This is a genomic window from Massilia sp. CCM 8734, from assembly GCF_011682155.1.
Lineage (GTDB): Bacteria > Pseudomonadota > Gammaproteobacteria > Burkholderiales > Burkholderiaceae_D > Telluria_A > Telluria_A rubra.
This window is the reverse complement of the sequence record NZ_WHJI01000011.1, coordinates 105,255-125,160: the sequence shown is the minus strand read 5'-3', so window position 1 is coordinate 125,160 and position 19,906 is coordinate 105,255. Positions and strand designations below refer to the sequence as shown.

Annotated in this window: 11 protein-coding genes; 5 read left to right on the top strand and 6 right to left on the bottom strand. The window is 67.2% G+C overall.

What is annotated here, in order from left to right; genetic code table 11:
- Positions 1–79: 79 nt before the first annotated feature.
- The 5 genes from F2P46_RS12725 to F2P46_RS12705 all read left to right on the top strand — a co-directional run bounded on the left by F2P46_RS12725 (position 80) and on the right by F2P46_RS12705 (position 11,468).
- A complete protein-coding gene (locus tag F2P46_RS12725) occupies positions 80–3,883 on the top strand; it encodes an Ig-like domain-containing protein (RefSeq protein ID WP_166889768.1) in 3,804 nt (1,267 codons plus the stop codon).
- Positions 3,884–4,247: 364 nt separating this feature from the next.
- Positions 4,248–5,048: an ABC transporter permease gene (locus tag F2P46_RS12720; RefSeq protein ID WP_306667689.1), complete on the top strand. Its 801-nt coding sequence runs from the start codon at positions 4,248–4,250 to the stop codon at positions 5,046–5,048.
- Complete coding sequence (locus F2P46_RS12715; RefSeq protein WP_166889765.1) at positions 5,048–6,268, top strand: ABC transporter ATP-binding protein; 1,221 nt, start codon at positions 5,048–5,050, stop codon at positions 6,266–6,268. Before F2P46_RS12720 ends, F2P46_RS12715 begins: the two co-directional genes overlap by 1 nt.
- Positions 6,265–7,692: a class I SAM-dependent methyltransferase gene (locus tag F2P46_RS12710; RefSeq protein ID WP_166889762.1), complete on the top strand. Its 1,428-nt coding sequence runs from the start codon at positions 6,265–6,267 to the stop codon at positions 7,690–7,692. The genes F2P46_RS12715 and F2P46_RS12710 overlap by 4 nt, the downstream gene beginning before the upstream one ends.
- Positions 7,692–11,468, top strand: a complete 3,777-nt coding sequence (locus tag F2P46_RS12705) for a glycosyltransferase (RefSeq protein ID WP_166889759.1) — start codon at positions 7,692–7,694, stop codon at positions 11,466–11,468. The genes F2P46_RS12710 and F2P46_RS12705 overlap by 1 nt, the downstream gene beginning before the upstream one ends.
- On the opposite strand, the gene F2P46_RS12700 is transcribed toward F2P46_RS12705, so the two are convergent.
- From F2P46_RS12700 to F2P46_RS12675, 6 genes are all read right to left on the bottom strand, one after another.
- Complete coding sequence (locus F2P46_RS12700) at positions 11,469–12,677, bottom strand: hypothetical protein (protein ID WP_166889756.1); 1,209 nt, start codon at positions 12,675–12,677, stop codon at positions 11,469–11,471. It lies immediately after the preceding gene.
- Position 12,678: 1 nt separating this feature from the next.
- Positions 12,679–14,100, bottom strand: coding sequence for an MBOAT family protein (locus F2P46_RS12695; RefSeq protein WP_166889753.1), 1,422 nt, complete (start codon positions 14,098–14,100; stop codon positions 12,679–12,681).
- 99 nt (positions 14,101–14,199) lie between these two features.
- Positions 14,200–15,402 (bottom strand): hypothetical protein, encoded by a 1,203-nt coding sequence (locus F2P46_RS12690; RefSeq protein ID WP_166889751.1) that lies wholly within the window; start codon positions 15,400–15,402, stop codon positions 14,200–14,202.
- A 1-nt stretch (position 15,403) separates the two neighbouring features.
- The gene (locus tag F2P46_RS12685; protein WP_166889748.1) at positions 15,404–16,828 is read right to left on the bottom strand and encodes an MBOAT family protein; all 1,425 of its coding nucleotides are present in this window, start codon (positions 16,826–16,828) and stop codon (positions 15,404–15,406) included.
- A 133-nt stretch (positions 16,829–16,961) separates the two neighbouring features.
- The gene (locus tag F2P46_RS12680; protein ID WP_166889745.1) at positions 16,962–18,164 is read right to left on the bottom strand and encodes a hypothetical protein; all 1,203 of its coding nucleotides are present in this window, start codon (positions 18,162–18,164) and stop codon (positions 16,962–16,964) included.
- On the bottom strand, positions 18,161–19,906 hold the full coding sequence (locus tag F2P46_RS12675; protein WP_166889742.1) for a hypothetical protein: 1,746 nt from the start codon (positions 19,904–19,906) through the stop codon (positions 18,161–18,163). Before F2P46_RS12675 ends, F2P46_RS12680 begins: the two co-directional genes overlap by 4 nt.

Genomic DNA, 19,906 nt, shown 5'->3' with positions numbered 1-19,906 from the left:
GATGAATTTTTATCTACACCCGCCAGAGAAGCATGCAGATACGCGGGCCGGCCTTACTCACAAGCAAGGAGACCGTTCGATGCCTCAACCAAGCTATTCCAGCGCAACAGGGTATATCAGCGAAAATTTCTTTACCCTGTATTTCGATATCGCCCTCGACGCCGCCAATCCGCCACCGCTCAATGCCTTCAATGTCGATATCAACGGGACCGGCGTCATGCTGGCGGCGCTCACGGTCGACAGCCTGGGCAAGGCCGTCAACATCAGCTTCAGCGCCAATGCATTGACCGCCGGCGACGTCATCGCTTTTTCCTATGAAGACCCGAGCGCCAACGACGACGTCAGCGCCGTGCAAGGCCTGGACGGCACCGACAGCGCCACCTTCTACAGCAGCACCACCGTCGTCGGCGGGCGTCCCGGTCCGGCCGCGCCGCCCTTGCCGACCTTGGACAGTGGCAGCGACAGTGGCGCCTTGGGCGACGGCATCACCAATATCGGCACCCCGACCCTGAACGGCACCGCCCTGGCCAACGCCACGGTCAAGCTGTACGACACCGACGGCACCACCCTGCTGGGCAGCACGACGGCCGACGGCAGCGGCAACTGGAGCCTCACCAGCAGCCTGCTGGGCGACGGCAGCCACACCCTGAAAGTGACCCAAACCAACGGCGCCAGCCAGACCTCGGCGCTGAGCGCCGGCCTGGCCCTGACCATCGACAGCAGCGCGGCCGCGCCGGCGCAACTGGCGCTGCATGCCGGCAGCGACAGCGGCACCATCGGCGACGGCATCACCAACGCCGGCCTGCCGGTCATCACCGGCACGGCCGAGGCCAACGCCAGCGTGCGCCTGTACGACAGCGACGGCAGCACCGTGCTGGGCACGGCCACAGCCAACGGCGCCGGGGCGTGGAGCATCACCAGCAGCGCCCTGCTGACCGGATCGCACACGCTTACCGCCAAACAGACCGACGCCGCCGGCAACGTCTCGCCCGCGTCCAGCGGTTTCGCCTACATTCTCGACACCATCGGTCCGGTCGGCATGGCGCTGAGCACCACCTCGGTCGACGCCAGCGCCGCCACCAGCGGCAGCACGGTGGCCACGCTGTCGTCCACCGACATCACCAGCGTACAGTACGGCTTTGCGGTCGGCAACGGCACCATCGACGCCGACAACGGCAAGTTCAGCATTTCCGGGACGGGCCTGGTGGCCAGCCAGAACCTGCCCCTGGGCGCGTATCACATTTACCTGAAGGCGACCGACGCGGCCGGCAACGACGCCTTCCAGATCTTCACCATCAACGTCGCGAATACCCCCAGCGTCACTTCCATCGTACGCGCCGGCGGGGCCGCCGTCGCGGTACCGGCGGCCACCACGACGGTCAGCTATGCGGTCACCTTCAGCCAGAGCGTGACCGGGGTCGACGCGGGCGACTTCACCGTGGTCACCAACGGCACGGCCGCGGCGGGCATCGCCTCGGTCACCGGCAGCGGCACCAGCTACACCGTGACGGTGGGCGGCCTCGGCGGCGACGGCAGCGTGCGGCTCGACCTCAACGCCAGTGGCACCGGCATCGAAAGTGCCGGCAATGTGGCCATCGGCGGCGGCTACAACGGCGGCGAAACCTATGTGCTCGACCATACCGCGCTGGCGCCCACGGTCCCGGCCATGACCAGCGCCACCGACACCGGGGTCTCCGACACCGACGCCATCACCAGCAACGCCACCCCCGTATTCGAGGGCAAGGCCGAGCCGGGCGCCACGGTCAGGCTGTACGATACCGATGGCACGACCCTGATCGGCACCATCGTGGCCGACGGCAAGGGCAACTGGAGCATCCCCAGCAGCGCGCTCAGCGCCGGCCAGCACACCGTTACCGCGCGCCAGACCGATCTGGCCGGCAACGTGTCGTCCGCCAGCGGCGCACTGACCGTCATCATCGATACTGGCGCCGCGCCACTCGGCGCGCCGCTGCTCACGCCCAAGAGCGACAGCGGCGTCGTGGGCGACAACCTGACCCGCTTCGCCACCCCGACCCTGAGCGGCAGCGCCGAAGCGTATGCAAGCGTGCAACTGTTCGACACCGACGGCACCACCGTGCTCGGCACCGCCACGGCCGGTCCGAATGGGCTCTGGAGCATCCCCACCAGCGTGCTGGGCGACGGCAGCCATACGATCACCGCCAGGCAGACCGATGCGGCCGGAAATGTATCGGACGCCAGCGCCGCGCTGACCCTGCTGATCGACACCGAAGCGCCGGCCGCGCCCGCAGCGCCGCTGCTCTCGCCCACCAGCGACAGCGGCACGGCCGGCGACCAGATCACGTTTGTCAGCACGCCGCTGCTGAGCGGCAGCGCCGCGCCGCATGCCAGCGTGACCTTGTACGACGGCGATGGCGTGACGGTGCTGGGAACCGTGCTCGCCGATGGCGGCGGCCAGTGGAGCATGACCACCCTGCCGCTCTCGCCCGGCTACCACGCGCTCACGCTCAAACAGGGCGATGCGGCAGGCAACCTGTCGCCGGCCAGCCCCATCCTGGGCCTGCTGATCGAGGCGGTGCCGCTGCCACCGAAGATTCCGGTGCCGCCCACGCCAACGCCACCGGTGCCAGTGGTGGCGACGGTCGATGGCGTGCCGGTCTCGACCGTTGCAGTGACCCTGCCGGGGGGCGCCAGCGGCACCCAGACCGTCATTCCCGTGATCACGAGCGAGCGCGCCGAATCGAATGGCGGCGCCAGCACGGCCGACATCGCGCTGGCCACCAGCAGCGGCGGCAACCTGCTGCTGGCCCAGCTGGCACCCGGCGTCGGCCTGACTGCCAGCGGCGGCCCGAGCCAGGCTGCCGGCAATTCGACCGAGCACCTGATCCAGGCCATCCTGGCGTCCACGCCGGGTCATCCGGCCGCCGACCAGTCTCACCTGACCGGCAACGGCGTGGTCTTCCTGGGCAAGCTGGGCGCCAGCCTGCCCTTGCTGGTCGAAACCATCGTGGCCGTCGGCGGGGCCAACAGCGCGAGCGGCGCCCTGACCCTGACCGGCACCAGCAACGCGACCCAGGCGACGGCGCTGGTGGTGGACGCCACCAAGCTGGCGGCCGGCAGCCAGATCGTCTTGAACGCGGTTAACTTCGCCGCCATCGTCGGCGCCGCCAATGTCAGCGGCAATACCGAGGGCCAGATCCTGACCGGCGACGCCGCCAGCCAGACATTTAGCACCGCGGCCGATACCGCCTACGTGTTTTCGGGAGGCGGCAGCGACAGCCTGCGCCTGAACTGGGCGGCGGGCAGCGCCACCCGGGCGGCGGCCGAGCCGGCCGCCACGCCCGCGCCCACCATCCTGCATGGCGGACTCGATGCGGACGCCGGGTTCTTCATGGGCAACAGTGCCGACTACACCATCGCGCACCACGAATCGTACGTGGCCATCACGCCCAAGAACCAGCCGCAACACACGGCCCTGGCGATCAACCTGGAAAGCCTGGTGTTTGCCGACACCACCATCGCGCTCGGGCACCGGGGCGAACAGAGCGCATTGGCCGGACTGTACAAAAACGTGCTGGGACGCCAGGCCGACTACCAGGGTTTCGAGTTCTGGGCCCAGGCCGAAAAGAGCGGCGTAACCCTGGGCCACATTGCGCTGGAGATCATCAGTTCGCCCGAAGCGCAGTTGCTCAACAAGGCGCCCTTCAACGGCTTCATCGAGCATGACCTCAATCTGCTCTACCAGAACATCTTCGGCCGCCAGAGCGATGCGCCCGGGCTCGCCTTCTGGCGCGCGGCCATGGAGCAAGGGGTAAGCCTGGAGCATGTGGCCGACGAGTTCCTGCATTCGCCGGAAATCGCGGCGCATGTGGTGGCGCCGCTGCAGTGGGACTTTATCGTCTGAACGCCCGGCCGCGACCGCCTCGCCGCAGCGGGCGATCCCGGCCGGGTGCACGCCAATCCACATAAAAACATTGCAAGATTATACGGCGCCGCAACGGCGCCGCGACGGCGCCATGACGGCCCGCGCAGCGCCTTCCGCGCTGTCGTGGCCCTAAAGCCGCATGCTATAATCTTCCGCCCCGCAGCCCCGGCAAGGCCAGGCGCGGAGCGGCGCGACCGGTTGCGGCGCCGCCCTGCCGGCTGGCGGCGGCGCGACCTGTTATTTCCCATATGCTAAACAAAACGACCCACACCATGACCTTGCCGTTCGCCGCCTGTGCGCCTGCGCTTCCCACCAGATTGCACGCGCGCCGCGCCCCGCGCGCATGATCTCGCTGTCGATGTTCCGCGGCGTCTGGCGCTACCGCGGCTTCGTGCTCGGCAGCGTCAAGCGCGAATTCCAGTCCAAGTACCGCAATTCCCTGTTCGGCGCGCTCTGGACCATCCTCAATCCGCTGGCCATGATCACCGTCTACACCGTGATCTTTTCCGAAGTCATGGGCAGCCGGCTGCAGGGCGTCAACTCCACCTTCGCCTACAGCATCTACCTGTGCGCCGGCGCGCTGACCTGGGGCCTGTTCGCTGAAATCACCACGCGCGCGCAGACGGTATTCATCGAAAACGCCAACCTGATCAAGAAGCTGCAGTTTCCGCGCATCTGCCTGCCGATCATCGTGGTGCTCAACGCCTGCGTCAACTTCGCCATCATCTTCGGCCTGTTTACCGCCTTCCTGGTCTGGTCCGGCACCTTTCCCGGCGCGGTCTACCTGCTGCTGTTCCCGGTGCTGGCGCTGCAGATCCTGTTTTCGATCGGCCTGGGCATGGTGCTGGGCGTACTGAATGTGTTTTTCCGCGACGTCGGCCAGTTCTTCGGCATCCTGCTGCAGTTCTGGTTCTGGTTCACCCCCATCGTATACCCGGTCACGGCCCTGCCGAAACCGATCCGCGAACTGCTCGTGTTCAATCCCATGGCCGCCGTGATCGCTTCCTACCAGACCATCCTGGTGCATGGCCGCGCGCCGGACTGGGCCAGCATGCTGCCGATCCTGGTCCTCACCGTGCTGTGCTGCCTGATGGGTCTTTTACTGTTCCGCAAGCGCTCCGGCGAAATGGTGGATGAACTCTGATGGGTACCATACGCGTCAATCAACTGGGCAAGGCCTACAAACAATACGGTAACCGCTGGGGCCGCCTGGTGGAATGGGTCCTGCCCTTCCTCGGCCAGCGCCACCGCCTCAAATGGGTGATCCAGGATGTCAGCTTCCAGCTCGCGCCGGGCGAAGCGGTCGGCATCATCGGCATCAACGGGGCGGGCAAGAGCACCCTGCTCAAACTGATCACCGGCACCACCACCCCGACCACCGGCAGCGTGCAGATCACCGGCCGGGTGGCGGCCCTGCTCGAACTGGGCATGGGGTTTCATCCCGATTTCAGCGGACGCCAGAACTGTTTCATGGCCGGCCAGCTGATCGGCCTGACCGTCGATGAAATCGGCGCCCTGATGCCCGAGATCGAAGCGTTTGCCGACATCGGCGAGTATATCGACCAGCCGGTGCGCGTGTATTCCTCGGGCATGCAGATGCGCCTGGCCTTCAGCGTGGCCACCGTCAAGCGGCCCGACGTGCTGATCGTGGACGAAGCGCTGTCGGTCGGCGACGCTTACTTTCAGCACAAGAGTTTCGAGCGCATCCGCCAGTTCCAGAAGCTCGGCACCACCTTGCTCATCGTCAGCCACGACCGCGCCGCGATCCAGTCGATCTGCGAACGCGCCCTGCTGCTCGACGGCGGCCGCCTGGCGTCCCAGGGCAGCCCGGAACAGGTGATGGACTACTACAACGCCCTGATCGCCGCGCGCGACGGCGCCGGGGTCGAGCAGGTCGTCACCGAGGCCGGCCGCACCCAGACCAGCTCCGGCACCGGCGAAGCGAGCGTGACCCGCATCACCCTGGAAGACGAGGCCGGGCGCGCGCTCGAGACGGTCAACGTCGGCGCCGCCGTGACCCTGTGCATCCAGGTCAAAGTGCACCGGCCGGTGTCGCGCCTGGTGCTCGGCTACATGATCAAGGACCGCCTCGGCCAGCAGATGTACGGCACCAATACCCACCACATGGACATGGTCCTGCACGACGTGGCCGCCGGCGAAGAGATTACCTTCCGTTTTGCCTTCCCGCTCAACCTGGGCGAAGGCAGTTATTCGCTGACCACCGCGCTGACCAGCGACGAAACCCATTTGGGCGGCAACTACGAATGGCGCGACCTGGCCTTCCTGTTCATCGTGATGAACATGAACCGCAAATACTTTGTCGGCACCAACTGGCTTGAGCCGCGCGTGGAGATCCTGCGATGAGCGACAATTTTTACCGCGCGTTCGAAGACCGCTACCGCGGTTCGCGTGAACTGATCAAGTCGCGCCTGACGGCGTATGCACCGTTTTATGCCCCGCTGGCGGCGCTGTACCCGGGCGCCACGGTGCTCGATCTCGGTTGCGGGCGCGGCGAATGGCTCGAACTGCTGGGCGAGCAAGGCTTCAAGCCTTTCGGCGTGGACCTGGACGACGGCATGCTGGCGGCCTGCCGCGAACGCGGCCTGCACGTCGAACTGACCGACGCCCTGTCCGCGCTGCGCGCCACACCTGGCGCCAGCGTGGCCCTGGTCTCGGCCTTCCACCTGGTCGAGCACATCCCGTTCGAGATGGTGCAGGACCTGATCCGCGAAGCGCGCCGGGTGCTGCTGCCGGGCGGCCTGCTGGTGATGGAAACGCCGAATCCCGAAAACCTGGTGGTGGGCGCATCCAGTTTCTACATGGACCCCTCGCACCTGCGTCCGATTCCGCCGCCCCTGCTCGAGTTCGTGGTCGGCTTTGCCGGCTTTGCGCGCCAGAAGGTGCTGCGCCTGCAGGAGGCCAAGCAGCTGCACGAGGGCAAGCCGATCGGCCTGATCGACGTGCTCGACGGGGTCAGCCCCGATTACGCGGTGGTCGGCCAGAGCAATGCGCCGGACGAGGTGCTGGCGCCGTTCGCCGCGCCGTTCGCCGCAAGTTACGGCATATCCCTGGCCGACCTGGCGCTGCGCTTCGAACACCAGGACAGCGTGCGCCGCGCCGAACTGCACCAGGCGCTGGGCAGCCTGGGCGACCGCGTCGGCCGGCGCGAACAGACCGACCTAGACAACTTCGACACGCTGCACAAGGGCCTGGCGCGGATCGCCGAGGGCGTCGAAGACAACCGCCGCCGCCACGACGCCGCCGCGCCGCAGCTGCTGCAAATGCAAAGCGACCTGGCGGAGCAGGCGCAACTGGCACTGCAACAGCAGGCGGCGGTGCAGGAACAAATCGCCGCGCTGGCCCAGCGCAGCGGTGCGGCCGAAGAGCGCGCCGCGCAGCATCAGCGCCGCGTCGAGGAACTGCTCGATAGCACCTCGTGGCGCGTCACCGCGCCGCTGCGCATGGTGACCGGCTACGCCTACCGCCTGCGTAACGCCGTGCGCGACGGCCGCATCGGGCCCGGCATCAAGCGCCGCGTCACGCCGCCGCTGCTGTCGCTGATGCGCGCCCTGCTGCGCCGTCCGCGCGCCAAGCGCACCGCACTGGCCGTGCTGCGCCGCTTCCCCGGCCTGCACGCGCGCCTGTACGGCGTGCTCAGGCGCGGCAACAACCCGCCGCCGCCGCCCCCGGCGCCGTTCCCGCCCAGCACCAGCGTGCTGGACCTGACGCCGCGCGCGCAGCGCATCTACCAAGAACTCAAACAAGCTATCGACTCAAGGAAGAACTGATGCGCATTGTGATCGACCTCCAGGGCGCCCAGTCGGAAAGCCGTTTTCGCGGCATCGGCCGCTATTCGCTGGCCCTGGCGCTGGGCGTGGCGCGCAACGCCGGCGAACACGAAATCTGGCTGGTACTCAATGGCGCCCTGGGCGCCTCGATCATCGACCTGCGGCGCAGCTTCGCCGGCCTGGTGCCGCCCGAACGTATCCGCGTGTTCGACATCGCCGGCCCGGTGGCCGAAATCGACGCCGGCAACAGCCCCCGCGCGCGCGCCGCCGAACTGACGCGCGAACACTACATCGCCCAGTTGCGCCCGGACGCGGTGCTGGTCACCAGTTTGTTCGAAGGCTTCGTCGACGACGCCGTGGTGTCGGTCGGCGCCTTCGCCGGCGCCGCGCGCACGGCGGTGGTGCTGTACGACCTGATTCCGTTCTTGAATCCCGAGGCATACCTCGGCAGCGCCATCCAGCGCGCCTACTACGAGCGCAAGATCGCCTCGCTGCGCAGCGCCGGCCTGCTGCTGGCCATTTCCGACTACTCGCGCCAGGAAGCGATCGACGCGCTGGCGCTCGCGCCCGACTCAGTGCACGCCATCTCCACCGCGGTGGACGACACCTTCTGCGCCGACGCCACGCAAACGCCGGAGCAGGTGGCCGAGTTGCGCGCGCGCTTCGGCATCAAGCGCGGTTTGCTGATGTACGCGCCGGGCGGCTTTGACGCGCGCAAGAATATCGATGGCCTGATCACCGCCTACTGCCTGCTGCCGCCGGCCCTGCGCGACAGCCACCAGCTGCTCATCGCCAGCAAACTCGGTGAGCGCGACCGCGCCGACCTGCTGGCCCACGCGGCCAAGCGCGGCATGGAAAAGGATCACCTGATCCTGACCGGCTACGTCAGCGACGCCGACCTGATTCGCCTGTACCAGATCACCGACCTGTTCATCTTCCCCTCGCGCCACGAAGGCTTCGGCCTGCCGGCGCTCGAAGCGATGGCCTGCGGCGCAATCGTCATCGGCGCCAACAACACCAGCATTCCCGAAGTGGTGGGCTGCGAGGAAGCGCTGTTCGACGCCGACCGCCCGCAATCGATCGCCGAAAAGATCGGCCAGGTGCTGCAGGATACGGCCATGCGCGAACGCCTGCGCGCGCACGGGCGCGCCCAGGCCAAGCGCTTTTCGTGGGACGAGAGCGCGCGCAAGGCGCTGCGCGCGATCGAGCGGCGCTTCGGCGCGGCGCAGCCGGACGCGCTAGCCGAGGCCGAGGCAGGCGCCCCGGCACGGCGTCCGCGCCTGGCCTTCGTCTCGCCGCTGCCGCCCGAGCGCACCGGCATCGCCGACTACGCCGCGCAAGTGCTGCCGGCCATGCTGGAGCATTACGAGATCGACCTGATCGTGCACCAGGATAAAGTAGCGCTGCCGCCGGCCCTGGCCGACCTGCCCCGGCGCGACCCGGCCTGGTTCGAGCAAAACGCCGGCCAGTTCGAACGCATCGTCTACCAGTTCGGCAACAGCCCCTTCCACAGCCACATGTTCGGCATGCTGGCGCGCCATCCGGGCGTGGTGGTGCTGCACGACTTCTTCATCAGCAGCGTGCTGGCCTACGAGCAGCTGGCCGGCGGGATTCCCAACGCCTGGACCGACGCCTTGTTCCACTCGCACGGCATGGCCGCCCTGCTGGCCGGCCTGAAGGTCGAGCGCGCGCTGGAAACGCGCAGCCTGTATCCGTGCAACCTGACCGTGCTGCAGCAGGCGCGCCGCGTGGTGGTCCATTCCGAACACGCGCGCAGCCTGGCGCGCCACTGGTACGGCCCGCTGGCGGCGGGCGACTGGAGCGTGGTGCCGCTGCCGCGCGCCCTGCCCGCGCCGGGCGACCGGGCCAGCGCCCGGCGCGCGCTCGGCATCGGCGACGAGGTGTTTTTGGTGTGCAGTTTCGGCTTTGTCGCCAACACCAAGCATAGCCAGGAATTGCTGGACGCCTGGATGGATTCCGGGCTGCACCGCGACCCGCGCTGCGAACTGGTGCTGGTCGGCGCCAACGACGGCGGCGACTATGGCAAGCGCGTGGCCGCCACCTTGTCCGCCGGCGGCAAGCGCATGCGCGTGGCCGGATGGACCGACGAAGCGGTCTACCAGCAGTACCTGCAAGCGGCCGATGTCGGCGTGCAGCTGCGCTGCCAGTCGCGCGGCGAAACCTCGGCCGCGGTGCTCGACTGCCTCAATTACGGTTTGCCGACCATCGTCAACGCCAACGGCTCGATGGCCGAACTGCCGGCGGACGCGGTGTGGGGCCTGCCCGACCTGTTCACCCAGGACCAGTTGCGCGCAGCGCTGGAAGGCTTGCATGCCGACCCGGCGCGCCGCGCCGCGCTGGGCGAACGCGCGCGCGCGCTGCTGCACACGGTGCACAGCCCGGCCCGTTGCGCCGCCCTGTACGCGCAGGCCATCGAAGAGGCGTATGCCGGCGCGCCTGGATCGCGCGCGGCCCTGATAAGCGCGCTGGCGGCCCAGCCGGCGCTGCAGCATGACGACGCGCTGGTGCGCATGAGCGCCCAATGCATCGCCGCCGCGCCCGAGGCGCTGGCGCCGCGCCAGTTGCTGGTCGACGTCACCTCGACCGCGCGCCATGGCCTCAACACCGGCATCGAACGGGTGGTGCGCATGCAATTGACCGAACTGCTGGCGCGCCTCGAACCGGGCCTGCGCATCGAACCGGTCTACCTGGCCGAGCACAATGGCCGCACCGAATACCGCTATGCGCGCGAGTATGCGCGCGGCCTGTACGGCATCGATTCGCCGCTGCCGTCCGATGAAGCGGTGGAAGTGAACGCGGGCGACCGTTTCTACTGCGCCGACTATGCGCCCGGCGCGGTGCTGGCGGCGGCGCGCGAAGGCCTGTTCGCGGCCTGGCGCGCGCGTGGGGTCGAAGTGACCTTCTTGATCCACGACCTGCTGCCGGTGCTGCGTCCCGAATTCTTCCCGGAGGGCGCGGACGCCGGCCATGGCGCCTGGCTGGCATGCGTGGCGGCCAATGCCGACCGCCTGCTGTGCATTTCAGGCGCGGTCAGGAGCGAACTGCAGGACTGGCTGGCGCAGGTGAACGCGCCCCTGGAACTGCGCGGCCCGCTCAAGCTGGCGGTGCTGCACCACGGGGCCGATATCGGCGCCCAGGTGGCGCCCGCCGCCCCCGCCAGCACGCGCCGCGACGGCCCGGCCACGTTCCTGATGGTCGGCACGATCGAGCCGCGCAAGGGCCACCTGCAGGCGCTCGACGCCTTCGAGGTGCTGTGGCGCGAAGGCGTCGACGCGCGCCTGGTGATCGTCGGCGCGGAAGGCTGGACCCCGCTGCCGGAGGCAGCGCGGCGCACCATTCCGCGCATCGTCGAGCGCCTGCGCGGCCACGCGGAACTGGGCAAGCGCCTGGAATGGCTGCAAGGGATCGGCGACGCCGAACTGCTGGCGCTGTACCAGTCCAGTTCCTGCCTGTTGGTGCCGAGCGAAGGCGAAGGTTTCGGCCTGCCGCTGATCGAAGCGGCGCGCTACGGCTTGCCGCTGCTGGCGCGCGACCTGCCGGTGTTTCGCGAGGTGGCCGGCACGCACGCGGCTTACTTCAGCGGCATGCACGGGACCGAGCTAGCGCAGGCGCTGCGCACCTGGCTGGCCCAGCGCAGCGCCGGCACCGAGCCCGATTCGGCCGGCATGCCGTGGATTACCTGGCGCGACAACGCCGGCCAGCTGCTGGCGGTGCTCGACGGGCGCGGCGGGGATCTGGCGTGGCCGGCGCCGTAACTATTTGGGAGCGGCAGCCGGCGCCGGCAACAGCCGCTCGGTGCCAAAGCGCAGCACGTCGAACATGGCGCCGGCGTCGTGATACAGGATCAGGATGTCGGTATTGCCGGGATCGCGGTACAGATAGTTCGTGAAGGTCAGGATCTGTTCGGGCGTGAGCTGGTCGGTGTTATTGGTGGCGAACTGCTCCACCGTGCCGTAATAGCGCGCATACCAGGCCGACACCTTCGAGCCGAAGGAGTCCGAGATGATTAGCAGGCGCCGCGCGGGCGCCTTGGGATTGCTGAAGCGGCTGATGTCGCGCAACTTTCCCGCCACCGCCGCGATTTCGGGATAGCAATCGCCGCCCCAGCAGCCCTTGACCTGCGACGCTTCCAGGTCCGGTTCGATGATCTCGCTTTCCAGCAGCACGCCGTCGAACAGGTGCGACACGTCCGAGTGATGCATGTATTTTTTGGTCGCCAGGACCGGCGCCTGGTCGAGCGGACGCTGCCAGAAATGGCTCAGGCTGGCGCGCGCCACCTGGTCCAGGCCGTCGCCGGTCCAATGGAACCAGGTTTTCGGGAAGAGCAGCGCGCTCTTTTTGATCTCGCGCATTTCGCGCACCGGATAGTACATGTTTTCCCTGGCCGGCTGCTCCAGTTGCGGCGACGCCAGCACGCCCGCAGTCGCCGTGTCGGGGCTGGCGCAGGCGCGCTCCAGGAAGCGCGGCACGTCTTCGGGATACACCACCGGCGCCGAGGGCACCACCATCAGCTTGGGCGCCAGGCCGGCCTGGTGGAAGGCGCTGAACATGCGGTTCAGGTGCGGGATGGTCGAGGCGCGCGCGGGCGTGCCGCCGCAGGCCGCCATCACCGCCTGGAACGGCGGCATGTTGGTGCCGTGCGCCGCCAGGAAGTAGCGGCCGTGGCGCCCGGCCGCCATCTGCACCGTCGGAAATTCGCGGAACAGCTTGAAGCGCATGCGGTTGTTCAACTGGAGCAGGTCGACCCGGTAGCCGAAATGGTCGTTGATCCAGGCGTCGAGCTTGGGCGGCGCTTCCAGCAATTGGGCAGTGGTCGCGGGGCGCGCGGGCAACTGCGCCAGGTTGGGGTCGGGCGGCTTGGTGCGCGCGTTGTACAGCGACATCACGGCCGGCACCGACAGCAGGGCCACCACGGCGAACTTGCCGGCATTGCGGCCAAGCATTGCGAGAACAGGGTTGCGCATATCAGAAGCGGAAATAGATGAAGGGATTGTAGGTGCCGGCCGCCAGGCTGGCGATGCACAGCAGCGCCAGCGACGCGGTCAGCACGGCGTGGCCGCCATGCACCAGCACGGCCGGCAGGCGCGCGGCCGGGGCCGCGCCCGCCGCCCCGGGCGCCGCCGGCTGGGCCGCGCGCCAGCGCCAGCAGGCCAGCAAGGCGCCCACCACCAGCGCCAGCAGCGCGCTGGTGCCGACATCCATGCGCCACGAATGCGCATGGACCTGCTCGACATGGGCGCCGAACATGCTGCCCAGGTAATTGAGCGCGTGCGGCACATCGTTGGCGCGGAAAAACACCCAGCCGATCATCACGCACAGCAGGGTCCAGGCCTGGCCGACGATGGCGGGCAGGCGCGCCAGCAGGGCCGCGCCGCCCAGGCGCTCCAACACCAGCAGGGCGCCGTGCCACAGGCCCCAGATCACGAAAGTCCAGGCCGCGCCATGCCACAGGCCGCACAGGAAGAACACCAGCGCCAGGTTGAAGTAAGTGCGCAGCGGCGCGCCGCGGTTGCCGCCCAGCGGAATGTACAGGTAATCGCGGAACCAGCTCGACAGGCTGATGTGCCAGCGGCGCCAGAAATCGGTGATCGAGGTGGCCGAGTACGGGCGGTTGAAGTTGGGCGGATAGCTAAAGCCGAGCATGTGGCCGATCCCTATCGCCATGCTGGAGTAACCGGCGAAGTCGAACAGGATCTGGATCGAATAGCAGGCGATGCCGATCCAGGCCGCCGGCGCGTCGAGCTGGGCGGGATCGATGGCGAAGACGTGGTCGGCGGCTTGTCCCACCGAATTGGCGATCAGCACCTTTTGCGCCAGGCCCAGCACGAACAGGCGAAACCCCATCCACAGGCGCGCGTTGCTGATGGTGCGCTGGTCGACTTCGTGGGCGATCTGGCGGTAGCGCACGATCGGGCCGGCGATCAGTTGCGGGAACATGGCCTTGTACATGGCGAAGCGCAGGAAGCTGCTTTGCGCGGTGATGTCGCGGCGGTACACGTCGATCAGGTAGGAAATGCCCTGGAACACAAAAAACGAAATCCCCAGCGGCAGCACGATGGCCGGCAGCGCGCCTTCGCGCAGGCCGATGGCGTTCAGGATGCCGGCGAAAAAGCCCAGGTATTTGTAATAGCCCAGCATCGCCAGGTTCAGCCCGATCCCCAGGCCCAGCAACACCTTGCGCTGGCCGCCAGCGCGCGCGATCAGCCAGCCGAAGCTGTAGTTGAGGAAGGCCGAGAGCATCAGCAGCGGCACGAAGCGCGGCTCGCCCCAGGCGTAGAACAGCAGGCTGCCGATCAGCAGGACGGCGTTTTTCCACGGCAGCAGGTAATACAGCAGCAGGAAGCAGGGGAAGAAGTAGAACAGGAAAACGGCTGAACTGAAAACCATGGGTGTCTCGTCAGAAGAAAACCGCAGCGGCGGCGGCCCGCTCGGGACACGCCGCCTGGCATCGGGTGGTGCTAAACATCGACCCGGACGGACCGGGGGTCAGGGCTTGGCCGCCGGCGCGCCCGGCAGGATCGGCTCGGTCCCGAGGCGCAGCACGTCATACATGGCGCCACCGTCGTGATACAGGAGCAGGATATCGGTGTCGGCCCGGTTGCGGTAGATATACGCCTTCATCGCTTCGACCTGTTGCGCCGTCAGCTTGGCGGTATGGCTGGTGCAAAAATGCTCGACCTCGCCGTAATAGCGTGCGTACCACTGCGAGGCCTTCTGGCCGAACGAATCCGACAGGATCAACAGGCGGCGCTTGGGCGCGTTCGGGTTGTGGAAGCGGCTGATGTCGCCCAGCACGCGGCCGACGCCGTCGATCTCCGGATAGCAGTCGGGGCCGAAACAGGGCTTGATGCCGGAGGCTTCAAAGTTCGGCTCGATCAATTCGCTCGTGAGCTTGATGCCGATGATCATGTGCCCGAGGTCCGAGTCGCCGATGTGCTTGTACACCTTCAACGGCGGCTGGTCCAGCGGGGTCTGCCAGAACGCGGTCAGGGACAGGCGCGCGACCTGGTCCAGGCCGTCGCCGGCCCAGTGGAACCAGGTCTTGGGAAACAGGGTCGTGTTCTTGGCGATCTCGCGCATTTCCTTGAGCGGATACAAGATCGACTGGCGCGCTTCGGGCAACAGCTCGGGCGAAGCCAGCACCCGCGCGGCCGCCGTGTCGCTGCTGCTGCATTCCGCCACCAGGCTGCGCGGCACGTCTTGCGGATACACCGCCGGGGACGAGGCCACCACCAGCAGTTTCGGGTCCAGCCCGGCCGCGTGGAAGGTGCTAAACAGCTTGTTCAGGTAGGGAATGGTGGCGTCGGTGGCCTTGCCCTTGCCGCACACCGCCGTCATGGCCTGGTAAGGGCCGGCGTTCTTGGCGTGCGCCGCCATGAAATAGCGCCCGTGCTGGCCGTACGCCACCTGCACCGTGGGAAACTCGTGGAACAGCTTGAAGCGCACGATGTTGTCGGCCATGATGAAGTTGGCGCGAAAACCGAAGTGATCGCTCACCCACGCCGTCACCTTGGGCGGCAGTTCCACCAGTTCGCCGAAGGTGTGCGGACGCGCCGGCAGCGGCGTCAGGTTGGGGTCGTCCGGCAGGCGCAGGGCGCGCAGCGACAGGCAGGCCGGCACGGCCAGCAGGGCAATAATGATGGCCTTGGCGGTGTGCCGGCCGATGCGCGCAAACACAGTCGGCCGCATGTCAGAACCTGAAATAGATGAAGGGATTGTAGGTGCCCGCCGCCAGGCTGGCGATGCACAGCAGCGCCAGCGCGGTGGTGGCCAGCACGCTGGCACCGTTGACCAGCACGCCGCTGCGCGGTGCCACGATGGCCGGCACCGCCTTCGCTTCAGCCTTCTCGCCCGCCTTCGGACGCAGGCGCCAGCAAGCGAGCACGATGCCGATCGCCAGCGCGCACGCTGCGGTGCGGGTGAGGTCGTGCTGCCACGGGTGCAGCACGGCCACGCCATCGTAGGCGCCGAACATGCTGCCCAGGTACTTGAGCGCGTACGGCACGTTGTCGGCGCGGAAGAACACCCAGCCGATCATCACGCACAGCATGGTCCAGGCTTGTCCCACCACACCAGGCAGGCGCGCCAGCAGGGCCGCGCCGCCCAGGCGTTCGAGCACCAGCAGGGCGCCGTGCCACAGGCCCCAGATGACGAAGGTCCAGGCCGCGCCGTGCCACAGGCCGCACAGGAAGAACACCAGCGCCAGGTTGAAGTAAGTGCGCACTGGCGACGCGCGGTTGCCGCCCAGCGGAATGTACAGGTAATCGCGGAACCAGCTCGACAGGCTGATGTGCCAGCGGCGCCAGAAATCGGTGATCGAGGTGGCCGCATACGGACGGTTGAAGTTGGGTGGATAGGTAAAGCCGAGCATGTGGCCGATGCCGATCGCCATGTTGGAGTAACCGGCGAAGTCGAACAGGATCTGGATCGTGTAGCAGGCGATGCCGATCCAGGCGCCGGGCGCGTCGAGCTTGGACGGGTCGACGGCGAAGATGCGGTCGGCCGGCAGGGCGACGTAATTGGCGATCAGCACTTTTTGCGCCATGCCCAGCACGAACAGGCGAAATCCCATCCAGATCCGTTCATTGGTGAGCGAACGCTGGTCGACTTCGTGGGCGATCTGGCGGTAGCGCACGATCGGGCCGGCGATCAGTTGCGGGAACATGGCCTTGTACATGGCGAAGCGCAGGAAGCTGCTTTGCGCGGTGATGTCGCGGCGGTACACGTCGATCAGGTAGGAAATGCCCTGGAACACGAAAAACGAAATCCCCAGCGGCAGCACGATGGCCGGCAGCGCGCCTTCGCGCAGGCCGATGGCGTTCAGGATGCCGGCGAAAAAGCCCAGGTATTTGTAATAGCCCAGCATTGCCAGGTTCAGCCCGATCCCCAGGCCCAGCAACACCTTGCGCTGGCCGCCGGCGCGCGCGATCAGGTAGCCGAAGCTATAGTTCAGGAAGGCCGAGAGCATCAGCAGCGGCACGAAGCGCGGCTCGCCCCAGGCGTAGAACAGCAGGCTGCCGATCAGCAGGACGGCGTTTTTCCACGGCAAAACGTAATACAGCAGCAGGAAGCAGGGGAAGAAGTAGAACAGGAAGACGGCCGAACTGAAAACCATGAGATGTCTCGTCAGATAAAAACGGCGGCGATGGCGGCGCCGGATAAGCGCGCGATTATAGCATCGCCTTGTTGTAAAAAATCAAAAGTTGCCAAATCGCAATCAAAAAAATTACACGCCGGCAAGCTTGATGTCAGCCCTGCTTCGGCAGCGCCGCCGGCAGCATGCTGTCGGTCCCGAGGCGCAGCGTGTCGTACATGGCGCCGCCATCGTGGTACAGGATCAGGATGTCGGTCTGGGCCGGATCGCGGTACAGGAAGGTTTTCAAGTCGGCAATTTGTTGCGGCGAGAGCTGGTCGACCCGGTTGGTGGCCATGTGCTCGACCTGGCGGTAGTAGCGCGCATACCAGGGCGCGATCTTCACGCCGAAGGAGTCGGAAATGATCAAGAGGCGGCGCGCCGGCGCCTGGGGATTGTCGAAGCGGCTGACGTCTTGCAGGATGCGCGCGGCCGCCACTTCGGGAAAGCAATCGAGCCCGAAACAGGCCTTGATGCCGGACCCTTCCATGTCGGGCTCGACGATCTCGCTTTTCAGGGTGATGCCCTCGAACAGGTGCGACACGTCCGACTGCGCCACGCTTGAGCGGGTGCGCAGCGGCGGCCCCTGGTCGAGCGGGCGCTGCCAGAAATGGGTCAGGCTCAGGCGCGCCACCTGGTCCAGGCCGGCGCCGGTCCAGTGAAACCAGGTGTTGGGGAACAGGGTCGCGCTTTTCTTGATCTCGCGCATTTCCTTGAGCGGATAAAACATATTGCCCGAGGCCTCGACTGCCAGTTCCGGCGCGGCCAGCACGGTGCTCACCGCGGTGCGCTCGCTGGAACACTCGGCCACCAGCGCCGCCGGCACGTCTTCCGGATACACGGCCGGGGCCGACGGCACCACCAGCAGCTTGGGCTGCAGCCCGGCCGCATGGAAGGCGCCGAACATCTTGTTCAGGTAAGGAATGGTGGTGGCGTTGGCCACGCCCTTGCCGCACACCGTGGTGATGGCCTGGTATTGGGCCACATTGGTGCCGTGCGCGGCCAAAAAGTAGCGCCCGTGCTGGCCGGCCGCCATCTGGATCGTCGGAAATTCATTGAACAGGTGAAAGCGCACGAAGGTGCCGAGGCGGATGAACAACTTGCGTCCGCCGAAGTGGTCGTCAACCCAGGCGGTGAGCTTGGGCGGCGCGGCGGTCCAGTCGGCCAGGGTGCGCGGCTTGGGCGGCAGTTGCGTCAGGTTGAGGTCGGCCGGCTTGTTCAGGGCGCGCTCGATCGACAGCACCGCCGGCAGCGCCAGCAGGAACACGATCACGATCTTGGCCGCGTGGCGGCCCGGGCGGGGGGAAATGGCGCTCATGGCAGATGTCCTACTTCGCACAGTTGATAAGCATCGCTGGCGCCACCGCCGAAACGGGCGTCGTACACGACGCAGCTCGCTTCGTTGAAGGTGAGCCGGTAGCGCTGGAGGATCTTGTGGCCGGCGTCGTACAGGCGGCGCTGGCGCTGTTCGGTGTCGGCGTCGGGCGCGGCGGCGCCGCTGCGCGGTCCCAGCGGCAAGCCGCCGGCGGTGAGCATCACGAACAAGGGACCGCGGCGCGCGGCCACCATCTGGGCGACGCGCTCGGCGAAGGCGGGCGACTCGGGAAAGCCCGAACCGAGCGCGGCAAACGCCAGGCGGTTCGGGAAATTCGGCACCAGCCACGACATCGGCGGGTCGCCATGGACGGTAAACACCATGCTCTGCTCCGGCTCGGCAAACGCCGGCACCTGCACCGTGAAACTTTTCTCGCCATTGTAGTGATGCCCCCAGTCCACGCGCGGCAGGCCGGCAATGGCCGAGAGCACGATGCACCAGGCGCCGATCGCGCGCGCCACCGGCAAGGTGCACACGCGGTGCAGCAGCAGCCACAGCACCAGCGGCGCGAGCAGTTCGAGCGGCACCATGTAGCGGTAAATGCCGAACAGCTTGAGCCAGATCAGGTAGGAGAGCGCGAAAAACACCAGCAGCAGGCGCGCGCCGGGGGCCTCGCCGTGCGCGACGATGCTCGTGGCGGGCCCGGGCGCGGCCAGCCACAGGCGGCGCAGGTGCTGCGCGATCAGCGCGAGGAAGGCGATGTAGACCAGCGGCCAGATGATCTGGGTCATCGGCAGCTCGATCACGCGCTTCGAATTGAAGGTGAAGATGAAGGGCCACAGCAGCGCTTCGAGCGCGCTCTTGGGCACCCAGCCCATGTCGGCCACGGCGATCGGCGAGGCCAGCGGCGCCTTGAAGATATTGTTAAATTGGGGGAACAGGGGATTGCCGAACTGCTTCCACATCAGCCAGTACCAGTGGCCGGCGGTGGCGCCGATGCCGGCCAGGGTGCCCAGGCCGAACACAAAGGCCGTGCTAAAGCGCCGCCACAAGGAGACGCGCAGGGTCAGCAGCGCCAGGCACAGGGCCAGCGCATAATTCGCATTGGTCAGCTTGAGCCCGGTGCCGGCGCCGATGATCAGGCCGGCGAGAGCGGCGATCAGCGCGGCGCGCACGCCGCCGGCCAGCAGTTGCGGCCACTGGCGCAGCAGCAGCGCAATGGCGCCCAGCACGGTGAGCGAGGTGAGGTTGTCGCCCATGGTGTTGCCGAGCTGGGTCAGGAAAGAAAAGCCCATGCAGCCGGCCACGCCCAGCAGCAGCGGCAGGCGGTAGCGCGCGGTGGCGAACGCGGCCGGCTCGCCAGCCACCAGGACCTGGCGCACGATCACGATCAGCAGCACGAAATTGAGTCCGTGCAAATAGCCCATCACAAACCCGGTCACCCGGGTCGGAAAATGCGAGGCCAGGCCGTAATACAGCAGGTCGATGGTGGGATTGAAATAGCTCTGGAACTGGCCCGGATTGAGGTCGAAACCGATCTTGTCGTTCAGGAAGGCGTACGGGTTATACCAGTGATAGTTACGCAAATCCCAGTTGGCGTCCTGCCCCAGCAGCACCGACACCAGGCCGGCCAGCAGCGGGCCGAACCACATGGACAGGCGCAGCAGCTTGACACGGTCGAGCCCATCCCACAGGCGCAGCACGCCGGCGTCCACACGCGAAATTGCCCGAGTCACGACATTCAT